Below are 12,215 nucleotides of genomic sequence, written 5' to 3' on the forward strand. Positions count from 1 at the left end.
CGCGCGTCTCGCAGGGGGTTGTCACGATGGTTCGCCGACTCCGGGCCGTGGAGCTGGACTTCGCCGAGACGGCGCCGGTCCGGCTCGTCTTCACGGCGCGCGCGACCCAGGCGCCGGCGCCGGTCTACCGGGCGCTCGCCGAGCACGTGGCGGACTGGCCGGCCTGGTTCAGGGCGGTCACCCTGGCCCGGTCCACGCACGGCGGCGCGGGCCGCGAGATCGGGCTGGTGGGCGGGGTCCGGTTCCGGGAGACCGTGGTGGCGGCGGAGCCGGAGCAGCGCTACGCGTACCGGGTGGACGAGACCAACGTTCCCGGGGTACGGGCGCTGCTGGAGGAGTGGCGGCTGAGCCCCTCCGGCTCCGGCACCCGGATCCGGTGGACCTTCGCGGCGGACGGACCGGCCCCGTTCCGGTTCGCCCTCGCCGCCGCCCGCCCCGGGCTGGGGCACTCGTTCCGCTCGGCGGTGGGCGCGCTCGACGCCCGGCTGAGCACGCGGGGTTGACGGTACCCGGCACCCACCCCGGCACCGGGCCCGGTGGCGCGGTGCCCGGCGGCGCCGTTCGCGGCCCGGTCCCCGGTCAGGCCGAGGGCTCCCGCCAGGCCCCCGTCGTCAGCAGCGTCTCGATGGTCTTCGTGTACGGGGCGATGTCCAGCTGCTGTGCCGCCAGCCAGGCGTCCGAGTAGTACTTGTCGAGGTAGCGGTCGCCCGGGTCGCACAGCAGGGTCACGACGCTGCCCCTACGGCCCTGGGCCACCATCTCCGAGACGATCTTGAGCGCGCTCCACAGGCCGGTGCCGGTCGAGCCGCCCGCCTTGCGCCCTATGGCCTGTTCCAGCGCCCGGCAAGCGGCGACGCTCGCCGCGTCCGGCACCTTCATCATCCGGTCGATGGCACCCGGCACGAAGCTCGGCTCCATCCGGGGGCGGCCGATGCCCTCGATGCGCGAGCCGCAGTCGCTGCTCGCGTTCGGGTCGTTCCGGGTCCAGCCGTCGAAGAAGCAGGAGTTCTCCGGGTCGGGGACGCAGATCCGGGTGTCGTGCTGCATGTAGTGCACGTAGCGCGCGATCGTCGCGGAGGTGCCGCCGGTGCCGGCCGTCGCCACGATCCAGGTGGGCTCGGGATAGCGCTCCAGACGCAGCTGCTGGTAGATCGATTCCGCGATGTTGTTGTTGCCGCGCCAGTCCGTCGCCCGCTCCGCGTACGTGAACTGGTCCATGTAGTGGCCGCCGGTGCGGGCCGCGAGCTGCGCCGACTCCTCGTACATCTTCATCGAGTCGTCGACGAAGTGGCAGGTGCCGCCGTGGAATTCGATGAGGCGGCACTTCTCGGGGCTGGTCGTGCGCGGCATGACGGCGACGAACGGGACGCCGATCAGCTTGGCGAAGTACGCCTCGGAGACGGCGGTCGAGCCGGAGGACGCCTCGATGACCGGGCGGCCGGGCCGGATCCAGCCGTTGCACAGGGCGTACAGGAACAGCGAACGGGCCAGGCGGTGCTTGAGGGAACCCGTCGGGTGCGTCGACTCGTCCTTCAGGTACAGGTCGATGCCCCACTCCTCGGGGAGCGGGAAGCGCAGCAGGTGGGTGTCGGCGGACCGGTTGGCGTCGGCCTGGACCTTGCGCACGGCTTCGTTCAGCCAGGCCCGGTAGTCCGCGTCGCTGCGGTCGACGTCGTCGGCCCTGGCGGTGGTGCTGGTCGTGCTCATGCGCCTTGCTCCTTCATCACTTCCATGACCCCCTGCCTTCGCAATGTACCTCCCTCACCTGCGCAAACAGTTCCTTTGGGTCTCCATGCGAATCGCTTTAGGGCGGCCGGCGGATGGCCAGTGCACCCACCCCCGCGGACGGCCCGCGCGTGGCGTGCGCGTTGCCTGCGCGCTGCCTGCGCGGGGGCGGTCGGCGGCTTTCGGACGGCCGGGGACGACTTTCGGACGGGTCCCGGACGCGCGGGGCAGATCATCGCGCGCGTTCGGTTGCACAGCGGCGCACCGTGGGTGACCCTGGTGAGGCGTCACAGAGGGTGCAGCACCCGTAACACTCATGTCGGGGAGTCGCAGCCGTGATAAGTCATTCCCGCAGGCACTGCGTCGTCGAACTGCAGGCCTTGCCCGCCCGGATCGGCCAGATCCGCAGAATCGTTTCAGCGCAACTGCGTCACTGGCAGCTCGACCCCCTCATCGACCGGGCCGCGCTCGGCGTGACGGAGCTGCTCAGCAACGTGCACCGGCACGCACAGCCGGACAAGGTCTGCCGGGTGGAGATCGAATTCCGGCTCGGGCGGCTCACCGTCTCGGTGCACGACAGCGATCCCCGGCTGCCCGTGGTCCGCGAGTCCGCCGCCCTGGAGACCTGCGGACGCGGTCTCGCGCTCGTCGCGGCGATCAGCGAGGCCTGGGGCGCCCGGCACCAGCAGGACGGGCCGGGCAAGGTGGTGTGGTTCTCGATGCGGGCGGCTCCGGCCGCGCCGGCGCCGGCCCGTACCGTGCGGATCTCCCCCAAGGCCATACGGGAGCCCGCCCCGGCGGCGCTCTACGCCGTTGAGCCCGCAGCCGTGGTCACGGCCGTGCCGGTGTCGGCGCGGGCCGGCGCCAGGCCCGGGTAGCGCCGCACCCGGCTGGCGGGGGCCGCCGCGTGCGCGCCGCCGGGTTCAGGCCCGCCGCGTCAGGGGCCGCCGCTTCCGGGCCGCCGCATGTGGGGCGCTGCCTTCAGGGCCCGCGGCGCCGGGGCCCGGAGCACCCGGCGCCCCCCGCTCCCGGCGGTGTCAGGCGGCCGTGCCCAGCGCTCCCAGCGGGTCGTCGAGCACCGGCTGCCAGGCCAGCTCCGCCGCGCCGACCAGGCTGTTGTGGTCCAAGGTGCACGGCAGGATCGGCACGCCGCCGCTGCGCCCCCACAGACTCCGGTCGGCGACCACCGCGCGCAGCCGCTCCGGATCCGCGTGCAGCAGCTCCCGGTGCAGACCGCCCAGGATGATCCGGTCCGGGTTCAGGATGTTCACCAGGCCCGCGAGCCCCAGCCCCAGCCGGTCGATGAGCTCCTCGGCGGCCGTCCGTACGGCCGGATCCGCCAGCTCCGCGTGCAGCAGCTCCCGTGCCTGCTGGAGCAGCGACACCTCGGGGCCGGGCGTCCGCCCCGCCGCCGTCAGGAAGGCCAGCGGGTCCGCCTCCACGTCCAGGCAGCCCCGGCTGCCGCAGTGACAGGCCCGGCCCTCCGGGTTCACGGTGAGGTGGCCGACCTCCAGGGCGAGCCCGGCACTGCCGCTGTGCAGGCGGCCGTCGAGCACCAGCGCCCCGCCGACACCGCGGTGGCCGGTGGCCACGCAGAGCAGGTGCTGCGCGCTGCGGCCCGCGCCGTGCCGGTGTTCGGCGAGCGCGGCGAGGTTGACGTCGTTGCCGGTGAGGGCGGGGCCGTCGATGCCGGCCGCCTTCACCCGTTCGGCGAAGATGGCCCGGACCGGTGAGCCGGCCGGCCAGGCCAGGTGCAGCGGGTTCAGGGCGGTGCCCTCCGGTTCCGCGACCGCCGACGGGACGGCGAGGCCCGCGCCGATGCAGCGCCGCCCGGACTCGGCGAGCAGCGCGGCGCCCGCGTCGACGACCGCGCCGAGGACTTGCGCCGGGTCGGCGGAGACGGTGACCTTGCCGGGGGCGGTGGCCACGATCCGGCCGCCGAGGCCGACGAGCGCGGCCCGGAAGCCGTCCGAGTGCACCTGCGCGGCCAGCGCGACCGGGCCGTCCTCCGCCACGGAGAGCCGGTGCGAGGGGCGGCCCTGGGTTCCGCCGGCGCCACCGGGGCGGGAGTCGACGCGGATCAGGCCGAGCGCCTCCAGTTCCGCGGCCACGGCTCCGGCGGTGGCACGGGTGACCCCCAGCTCGGCCGTCAGCACGGCCCGGGTCGGGGCCCGGCCGGTGTGCACGAGTTCCAGCGCGGGGCCCAGCGCGCCGCGGCCCCGCTCCAGCCTGGTCCGCGTAGCGGCCGCGGCCCGGTCCGCGGCGGAGGCCGCCGATGAGACCGTGGACACCGTGGACGCGTCCCCCACCCGCCGCGGGGCCCCGTTGCCGTTCATGACAGCGATCCTCGCACGAGCGGGGAGGTGCCCGGCGCCGCTCACGGCAGGAGGCCGCCGACCCGCAGTGTGATGTTCAGCCGCCCCGTCAGGCCCAGCTCGGGCGGCGCCGTACCGGGCAGCACCTTCGGCACCCCGTGGTAGGCCAGCCGGCTCGGCCCGCCGAACACGAACAGATCACCGCTGCGCAGTTCGACGTCCCGGTACGGGCGCCCGCGCGAGGCGGTGTTGCCGAAGCGGAACAGGCAGGAGTCGCCGAGGCTGAACGAGACGACGGGCGCCGGCGACTTCTCGTCGGAGTCCCGGTGCATGCCCATGCGGGAATCGCCCTCGTAGAAGTTGACGAGGGCGATGTCGTACGCCTCCTCCGGCGGCCGGCCGTAGACGTCGGTCACGGCGCTCCGCCCCAGTTCGGCGAGCCAGGTGGGCATCGGCTTGACCGGCGCGCCGTCGCCGTCGACGGCGGTGCTCGCGTATCCGTACGGGTACCAGTGCAGCCCCAGGCACACCTGGCGGGCGGTCATCGTCCCGCCGCCGGGGGTGTGCACGGTGCGCAGGCCCGCCGGCGGCCGCGCCCACTCGCGGCAGGCGGCCAGCAGCTCCCGCTGCCGGAGCCGGTCGAGCCAGTCGGGCAGGTGCACCGCGCCGGGGGCGATCTCGGTCCGCTCGCGCGGGAAGAGTTCCCCTTCCATGTCCCCATTGTGGGGTGACCGCTGTCAGTGGCGACTGGCACACTCCCCTCCATGAAGATCATCGACTTTGTGGACACCCTGGCCCGCGAGGGCGAACTGATGGCCGACGCGGCCGAACGGGCGGGCACCGACGCCCTGGTCCCGACCTGCCCCGGCTGGCGGGTCGCCGATCTGCTGCGGCACACGGGGGCGGTACACCGCTGGGCGGCCGGGTACGTGGGGAGCGCGGTGACGGAGCCGGGCCCGTTCCCGGACGCGCCGGAGTTCGCGGGGCCGGAGCTGCTGGCGTGGTTCCGGGAGGGGCACGCGGCGCTGGTGCGGACGCTGACCGGGGCTCCGGAGGATGTGGAGTGCTGGACGTTCCTGCCGACGGCGCCGTCACCGCTGGGGTTCTGGGCCCGCCGCCAGGCGCACGAGACGACGGTCCACCGGTTCGACGCGCAGGCGGCGCTGGGCGTCCCGTTCTCGGCGGTGACGCCGGAGTTCGCCGAGGACGGGGTGGACGAACTGCTGACCGGCTTCCACGCGCGCTCGCGCAGCCGGGTGCGCAGCGAGGAGCCCCGCGTCATACGGGTCCGGGCGACCGACACCGGCGCGGTGTGGACGGTGCACCTGTCGCAGGACCCGCCGCGCACGGTGCGGGGTGCCACGGACGACCCGGCGGACCTCGACCTGACGGGCGAGGCGGCCTGGCTGTACGCGGCCCTGTGGAACCGCCTGCCGCTGGGTGACGGTGACGCGCACCCGCTCGCGCGGCTGTGGACGGAAACCTCCGTCGTCTGACCCACCACCCGCCCCGGCCGGACCGCCCCGCTAGCCGATCGTGGCGGCGAAGCCGGTCTGGGCGGCGTAGGGCCAGGCCGGCCGGGTGTTCCACGGGTTGGGCATGGTGGCGCTGGTCGCGTAGGCGTAGCCCGCGCCGCGGCCGAAGGCGGTGCGGAGCGTGGAGCGCATCGCGGCGGCGTCCGGGACGTCGTGGACGAGGTGCCAGAACGCCGTTCCGCTCGGGTCGAGTTCGCTGCCGGGCCGGTAGCCGCCGGTCTCGTTGAACACGTTGCCGCCCAGCCAGCCGCCGGCTGTGTAGGCGGCGTAGGTGTCCTCGAAGGTGACGAAGACGTCGGCCGTACGGTGGCCGGGCTCCAGGTAGCAGTCGGCTATGGCGGTGCCGGGGTTGTTCACGACCAGTCCGGGCACGCCCGGGTCGACGGCCTGCATGGTGTCCTCGACGTACCGGCGCAGCTGTTCGTACCGGTCGCGGGTGGCGTTGGCCGGGCCGCAGTCCCGGCTGACGACGTCGAAGAAGATGCCGTCGACGTGCAGCCGGCCGTCGGGCGTCCGCAGGTAGTTGTCGACGGACGCCTTGACATCGGCCGCGCCGCGGTTGCCGTGGTCGGTGTGGACGTAGCCGAGTACCTTGGTCCGCTCTCCGGTCGCCGTGGTGGCGCCGCGCAGGGTGTCCGCGCGGGATTGCCAGCGGGAGGTGAACGGGGAGTCGCCGTTGCCCGGGTTGAGAACGACCACCGAGACCGCCGGGCCGGCGGCGGTCACTTCCGAGAGCATCGGGTCGTCCGCCCACACGTAGGCGGGGACCGCGACCTCCAGGCCCCGGACGCCGGGGGCCCGGGGGCCGGGCGGCGTGCCGGGGGCGGGGGCGGCCGGGCCCGCGGCCGGTCCGGTGCCCGTCGACGCCCCGCAGGCCGGCGCGGGGGCGGCCAGTAAGAGGACGGTCACAACGGCGTACAGCGCCTTCGCGGCGCGGGCGCGGGCCATGGCGGTTCCTCCGGGGCGGTGGGGCGACCCGAGGAACAGTAGACGCGCGGCGGTGCGGGAGAAGCCGAACCACATGCATTCATACGACGAACAGCAGAGCGACGAATCGTTTCCATCGGCCCGTCCGCTGCCGCGGGTGGGCGGCGGTGCCGCCTCGGCCGCTCACGCCGTGAACAGCCCGACGTCGTACGCCAGGCGGTCCGCCGCGTGCGCGAAGAAGGCGGCGCGGTCCTGGACGACCCGGTTGAACTGGCCGAACAGCTCGAAGGACACCAGGCCGATGAGCTGTGCCCAGGCCGCGACGAGGGCCACGGTCACCTCGGGAGGCAGGTCCGGGGCGAACTCCGCGGTCATCCGCCGGGCTTCGGGGTGCAGGGCCTCGGGCAACGGGGGCAGGGCCAGGCCGCGGCCCGCGTGGGCGGCGCGGACGATGCCGATGAAGGTGTTGCCGACGCGGGAGGCGGGGCCGACGGTGTCGAGGGGGGCGCTGTAGCCGGGCACCGGGGACCCGTAGATCAGGGCGAACTCGTGCGGGTGCGCCAGCGCCCAGGCGCGGACCGCCCCGCAGGCGGAGTTCCAGCGGGCGCGGGGCGCGGCTCCGGCGGCCAGGCCGGTGGCATCGACCCCTTCGGCGGCGGCCCCGACGCTGTCGTACGCGTCGATGATCAGTGCGGTGAGGAGCTCGTCCCGGCTGGGGAAGTAGCGGTAGAGGGCGGAGGAGACCATGCCCAGCTCGCGGGCGACGGCGCGCAGCGACAGCTTGGCGGCGCCCTCGGCCGCGAGCTGGCGGCGCGCCTCGTCCTTGATGGCGGCGGTGACCTCGATGCGGGCCCGTTCGCGGGCCCCTCGCACGGTGCTCATGGCGGTCAGTGTGGCATGCGGCCGGAGCAGCGCTCAAGTAAGAGAGCACCGCTCCGTAAACCGACACCCGGCCCGCTCCGAGAGCGGTGCTCTTGCTTCAGTGCGGCGCTCCGGGCACACTGGTCCGAAGCGAGAGCACCGCTCTCCCAACCCCCGCCCCGGAGGCCGTCATGACCGCGTCCACCCCCGAGCCCTACTACGCCGGGCGCAGCCGGCTCGGCAACCGCGTCAACGGCGTCTTCGGCAGGCTCGCCCGGCTGGGCATCAGCCTCGCCGGCAGCGCCGAGCTGTCGGTGCGCGGCCGCACCTCCGGCCGGATGCAGCGGATCCCCGTCAATCCGCACACCGTCGAGGGCGTTCAGTACCTGGTCTCCGTCCGCGGCCACTCCCACTGGGTCGCCAACATCCGCGCCGCCGGCGGCGGCGAGCTGCGCCTGGGCCGCACCGTGCGCGCCTTCACCGTCACCGAGATCACCGACCCCGCGGAGCGGGCCGCCGTGCTGCGCCCCTACCTGGAGCGCTGGGGCTGGCAGGTGAACCAGTACTTCCAGGGCGTCACCGCGAAGTCCTCCGACGCCGAGCTGCGCGCCATCGCCCCGGACCACCCCGTCTTCCGCCTGACCGTGTCGCGCTGACGGGCGCCGCCCGGGCCGGCGCCCGCCGGTGCCCCGCCGGGAGCAGGACCGCGCCGGGCGGGCGGAAGCAGCCTTCGACCGTGCGGGCGATCCGGGGCACTCACACGGCCTGACGGCCCGCGCGGGGGCGCCGCCCCGACTGCCCGTCGTGCTCTCGTGGGCGTTCGTCCGCCTGCCGCCTCACCCGGCCACCGCCGGGAGGTGCGCCGACCCCGCCCGGTCGAGAAGGAGAGCAGCCGTGCCCCGAAAGCCCCGCCCACCGCGCATCGCCGGTCCGAGCGCCCTGAGCGCCGGTCTCGGCACCGCGGCTGTGGCCCTCGCCCTGCTCGCGACCGCCTCCCACGCGGTCGCCGCGCCTCCCCCCGCGCCCCCGCGCCCGGCCTCGGTGTCCGCGCCGTCCGCGCTGACCGTCGCCGATTCCCGCATCGTGGCGCACTTCCGCTTCGCCGAGGGCCAGACCCCGGAGAACATCGCGCTGGAGCCGGACGGCTCCGCCGACCTGACCTTCGCGTTCGCCCGCCAGGTCGCCCGCGTGGACAAGGGGGGCCACACCCGCGTCCTCGCCACCCTGCCCGACGAGCCGCACCCGGCCACGCCGCTGTTCGGGGCCGCGGTCACGACCGGCATCGTGCGCACCCGCGACGGGGCGCTCTACGTCGGCTACGCCACCGGCACGGCCGCGCTCACCGGCATCTGGCGGATCACCCCCGACGGATCGGTCACCCGCTTCGCCGCCCTGCCGCCGGACACGCTCGTCAACGGCCTCGCCCTCGACCAGCAGCACGGGTTCCTCTACGCGGCCGACTCGGCCCTCGGGAAGGTCTGGCGGATCTCCGTGAACGACCGGTCGGTGCGGACCTGGGCCACCGGTCCCCCACTACGGCCGAACGGCTTCCTCGGCGCCAACGGCATCAAGGTGCGCGACGACGCGGTGTGGGTGTCGAACTACGACCGCGGCACGCTCCTGCGCATCCCGGTCCGCGCGGACGGGTCCGCGGGCCCGACCGCGACCAGGGCGACCGGGCTGACGGGCGTCGACGACTTCGCCTTCGCCGGCCACGACGGCACGGTCCTCGCCGCCCTGAACCCGAGCAGCGAGCTGGCCCTGGTGCGGCCCGACGGCACGCACGACATCGTGCTGACCGCGCGGGACGGGCTGTCGAACCCGACCTCGGTCGCGATCCGCCACCACCGGGCCTTCGTGCCCAGCGCCGCCTACACCTCGCAGCACGATCCGAACCTCCTGGTCGCCCGCCTCAGGGGGCACGGCGCCAACGGCCACGAGCCCCGCGACCCGCAGTAGCCGGGCTGCCGCCCGCGCCCCGTACGCGCCGGGCGGCGCGCCCGCCTCAGCCCTGACGGCGGCGCGCCTGGCGACCGTCCAGTACGTGCAGGGCCTTGCGGGCGAGCGGGTACGCGCGTACCAGCTCGGCCAGCGTGGTGGACCCGCGGGTGATCCGGGCGAAGGCCAGCCAGGCCGGGCGCAGGCCGGTGATCGCCGCGTGCAGCAGACCCGGCTTCGCCTCGAAGAACGTCAGCATCCGCTTGCCCACGCCCATCTCCACGCCCAGCCCGGCCTTGACCGCGAAGGCGTAGTTCAGCGCCTGGCGGCGGGCGTCCACCGCGTCCTGCGCCTCGGAGATCTTCACGGCCCACTCGCCCGCGAGCCGGCCCGAGCGCAGTGCGAAGGAGATGCCCTCGCGCGTCCACGGCTCCAGCAGCCCGGCCGCGTCACCCGCCACCAGTACCCGGCCGCGCGAGAGCGGCGAATCGGGCGTGCGGCAGCGGGTGAGGTGACCCGAGGAGACGGCGGGCTCGAAGCCGGCCAGGCCGAGGCGGGCGATGAAGTCGTCCAGGTAACGCTTGGTGGCGGCGCCCTCGCCCTTCGCCGAGATGACGCCGACCGTGAGGGTGTCGCCCTTGGGGAAGACCCAGCCGTAACTGCCGGGCAGCGGGCCCCAGTCGATGAGCACCCGCCCCTTCCAGTCCTCGGCGACGGTCTCCGGGACCGGGATCTCCGCCTCCAGGCCGAGGTCGACCTGGTCCAGCTCGACGCCGACGTGGGCGCCGATCCGGCTGGCGCTGCCGTCGGCGCCGACCACCGCCCGGCCCAGCACCGTCTCGCCGTCCGCGAGCACCACGGCCACCGTGCGCCGGTCGGGCACCGCCGCGCCGTGCTGCTCGACCCGGCTCACGGCCGTTCCCGTGCGGACGGTCGCGCCGGCCTTCTCCGCCTCCGCGACCAGCGCCGCGTCGAACTCGGCCCGGTTGACCATCCCGAACAGCATCCCGCGCGAGCGCCGGGTCCGGGTCAGCCGCCCGTTCATCGAGAAGGTGACCGCGTTGATCCGGTCCTTGAAGGGCAGCACGAAGCCCGGCGGCAGGGCGTCGCGCGAGGGGCCGATGATGCCGCCGCCGCAGGTCTTGTACCGGGGTAGTTCGGCCTTCTCCAGCAGCAGGACCCGCCGCCCGGCGGCCGCCGCCGCGTGGGCCGCCGAGGCCCCGGCCGGTCCGGCCCCGACCACGACCACGTCCCACACCTCACCGGTCGGCCCGGCGTTCTCCTCTTCGGCCCGTCCGGCGGCGTTCTGCTCCGCGCTCGTGCCCTGTACGTCGTCGTCGCTGCTCACGATGTGCTGCTGCTCCTGATCAGGCTGTTCCTCGGATGCCGGGGAAATCCTACGGCGAGAGATCGTCTCGGCTCGCTGTGCGAGGATCGATGCTGTCTTTCGCCGTACCCGCCCTACGCGCACCACGCGGATGCGGGAGGCGTACACGTACACCAACGTCGCACCCAAGAGGAGCGTGCCCATGTCGCCGATTCCGGTCGCCGAGACCATCGCCTCGCTGATGCCCCGTGCCCGGCAGGAGCTGGCCGAGCTGGTGTCCTTCCGGTCGGTGGCGGACTTCTCGCAGTTCCCCAGGAGCGAGAGCGAGGCCGCCGCGAACTGGGTGGCGGACGCCCTGCGCGCCGAGGGCTTCCAGGACGTGGCCCTGCTCGACACCCCCGACGGCACGCAGTCGGTGTACGGCTTCCTGCCCGGCCCCGAGGGCGCCCCGACCGTCCTGCTCTACGCCCACTACGACGTGCAGCCGCCGCTGGACGACGCCGCCTGGATCTCCCCCGCCTTCGAGCTGACCGAGCGGGGCGGCCGCTGGTACGGGCGCGGCGCCGCCGACTGCAAGGGCGGCTTCATCATGCACCTGCTGGCGCTGCGGGCGCTGAAGGCCGACGGCGGGGTGCCGGTCGGCGTGAAGGTGATCGTCGAGGGTTCGGAGGAGCAGGGCACCGGCGGTCTCCAGCGGTACGCCGAGGCACACCCGGAGCTGCTGGCCGCCGACACCATCGTCATCGGCGACGCGGGCAACTTCCGGCTGGGGCTGCCGACGGTGACGGCCACGCTGCGCGGCATGACCCTGGTCAAGGTCAAGATCGACACCCTGGCCGGGAACCTGCACTCCGGCATGTTCGGCGGCGTCGCACCCGACGCACTGGCCGCGCTGATCCGCGTCCTGGACTCGCTGCGGGCGGCGGACGGTTCCACGACGGTCGACGGGCTGGCCTCCGACGCGGTGTGGGAGGGCCTCCAGTACCCGGAGGAGGAATTCCGCGCCGACGCGAAGGTCCTCGACGGCGTGGGACTCATCGGCGAGGGCACGATCGCCGACCGGCTGTGGGCCCGCCCGGCCGTCACCGTCCTCGGCATCGACTGCCCGCCGGTGGTCGGCGCGACGCCGTCGGTGCACGCGAGCGCCGGTGCGCTGATCAGCCTGCGCGTGCCGCCGGGCGTGGACACGGCGGAGGCCATCAAGCTGCTGGAGGCGCACCTGGAGGCGCACACCCCCTGGCAGGCCCGGCTGGAGCTGGATGTCGTCGGCCAGGGGCAGCCGTTCCAGGCCGACACGGACAGCCCCGCGTACGCGTCGATGGCGGCGGCCATGGAGGTCGCCTACCCGGGCCAGGAGATGCAGGTCAGCGGCATGGGCGGGTCGATCCCGCTGTGCAACACGCTGACGTCGCTGTACCCGGAGGCGGAGATGCTGCTGATCGGTCTGAGCGAGCCGGAGGCGCAGATCCACGCGGTGAACGAGAGCGTCTCCCCGCAGGAACTGGAGCGGCTGGCGGTCGCGGAAGCGCTGTTCCTCGTGAACTACGCCCGGTCCAAGCGCGGCTGAGCCACGGCGGCCCCGGTCCG

The 12,215-nt window shown here is 74.5% G+C and carries 12 protein-coding genes; 6 read left to right on the forward strand and 6 right to left on the reverse strand.

The window, feature by feature from the left end; all coding sequences use genetic code 11:
- Positions 1-26 precede the first annotated feature (26 nt).
- A complete protein-coding gene (locus tag ACZ4M3_RS20015) occupies positions 27-503 on the forward strand; it encodes an SRPBCC family protein (RefSeq protein WP_467734383.1) in 477 nt (158 codons plus the stop codon).
- Between the two features lie 76 nt (positions 504-579).
- Here ACZ4M3_RS20015 and cds1 read toward each other — a convergent pair whose 3' ends face one another.
- Positions 580-1,707 carry an L-cysteine desulfhydrase Cds1 gene (gene cds1 / locus ACZ4M3_RS20020; RefSeq protein ID WP_467734384.1) on the reverse strand — a complete coding sequence of 376 codons (1,128 nt, stop codon included), beginning with the start codon at positions 1,705-1,707 and terminating at the stop codon, positions 580-582.
- Positions 1,708-2,060: 353 nt separating this feature from the next.
- Here cds1 and ACZ4M3_RS20025 point away from each other — a divergent pair, with 353 nt between their 5' ends.
- Positions 2,061-2,603: an ATP-binding protein gene (locus ACZ4M3_RS20025; RefSeq protein ID WP_467734386.1), complete on the forward strand. Its 543-nt coding sequence runs from the start codon at positions 2,061-2,063 to the stop codon at positions 2,601-2,603.
- A gap of 159 nt (positions 2,604-2,762) precedes the next feature.
- Here the strand turns inward: ACZ4M3_RS20025 and ACZ4M3_RS20030 are convergent, their stop codons facing one another.
- Positions 2,763-4,061 carry an ROK family protein gene (locus tag ACZ4M3_RS20030; RefSeq protein ID WP_467734388.1) on the reverse strand — a complete coding sequence of 433 codons (1,299 nt, stop codon included), beginning with the start codon at positions 4,059-4,061 and terminating at the stop codon, positions 2,763-2,765.
- A gap of 41 nt (positions 4,062-4,102) precedes the next feature.
- Positions 4,103-4,753 (reverse strand): alpha-ketoglutarate-dependent dioxygenase AlkB family protein, encoded by a 651-nt coding sequence (locus ACZ4M3_RS20035; RefSeq protein WP_467734390.1) that lies wholly within the window; start codon positions 4,751-4,753, stop codon positions 4,103-4,105.
- Between the two features lie 51 nt (positions 4,754-4,804).
- Between ACZ4M3_RS20035 and ACZ4M3_RS20040 the strand changes: the two genes are divergently transcribed.
- Complete coding sequence (locus ACZ4M3_RS20040; protein ID WP_467734392.1) at positions 4,805-5,536, forward strand: maleylpyruvate isomerase family mycothiol-dependent enzyme; 732 nt, start codon at positions 4,805-4,807, stop codon at positions 5,534-5,536.
- Between the two features lie 30 nt (positions 5,537-5,566).
- On the opposite strand, the gene ACZ4M3_RS20045 is transcribed toward ACZ4M3_RS20040, so the two are convergent.
- Both ACZ4M3_RS20045 and ACZ4M3_RS20050 read right to left on the reverse strand, forming a co-directional pair.
- A complete protein-coding gene (locus tag ACZ4M3_RS20045; RefSeq protein ID WP_467734394.1) occupies positions 5,567-6,523 on the reverse strand; it encodes a spherulation-specific family 4 protein in 957 nt (318 codons plus the stop codon).
- Between the two features lie 162 nt (positions 6,524-6,685).
- The gene (locus ACZ4M3_RS20050; RefSeq protein ID WP_467734396.1) at positions 6,686-7,384 is read right to left on the reverse strand and encodes a TetR/AcrR family transcriptional regulator; all 699 of its coding nucleotides are present in this window, start codon (positions 7,382-7,384) and stop codon (positions 6,686-6,688) included.
- 170 nt (positions 7,385-7,554) lie between these two features.
- Between ACZ4M3_RS20050 and ACZ4M3_RS20055 the strand changes: the two genes are divergently transcribed.
- Both ACZ4M3_RS20055 and ACZ4M3_RS20060 read left to right on the forward strand, forming a co-directional pair.
- Entirely contained in the window at positions 7,555-8,019 is a 465-nt protein-coding gene (locus tag ACZ4M3_RS20055; RefSeq protein WP_467734398.1) for a nitroreductase/quinone reductase family protein, read from the forward strand.
- Between the two features lie 238 nt (positions 8,020-8,257).
- Positions 8,258-9,322 carry an SMP-30/gluconolactonase/LRE family protein gene (locus tag ACZ4M3_RS20060; RefSeq protein ID WP_467734400.1) on the forward strand — a complete coding sequence of 355 codons (1,065 nt, stop codon included), beginning with the start codon at positions 8,258-8,260 and terminating at the stop codon, positions 9,320-9,322.
- Between the two features lie 46 nt (positions 9,323-9,368).
- Here the strand turns inward: ACZ4M3_RS20060 and ACZ4M3_RS20065 are convergent, their stop codons facing one another.
- On the reverse strand, positions 9,369-10,649 hold the full coding sequence (locus ACZ4M3_RS20065) for a geranylgeranyl reductase family protein (protein ID WP_467734402.1): 1,281 nt from the start codon (positions 10,647-10,649) through the stop codon (positions 9,369-9,371).
- A gap of 181 nt (positions 10,650-10,830) precedes the next feature.
- Between ACZ4M3_RS20065 and ACZ4M3_RS20070 the strand changes: the two genes are divergently transcribed.
- Positions 10,831-12,195 (forward strand): M20/M25/M40 family metallo-hydrolase, encoded by a 1,365-nt coding sequence (locus ACZ4M3_RS20070; RefSeq protein ID WP_467734404.1) that lies wholly within the window; start codon positions 10,831-10,833, stop codon positions 12,193-12,195.
- Positions 12,196-12,215: the final 20 nt, after the last annotated feature.

It is taken from the genome of Streptomyces sp. NPDC026522, from assembly GCF_055567555.1.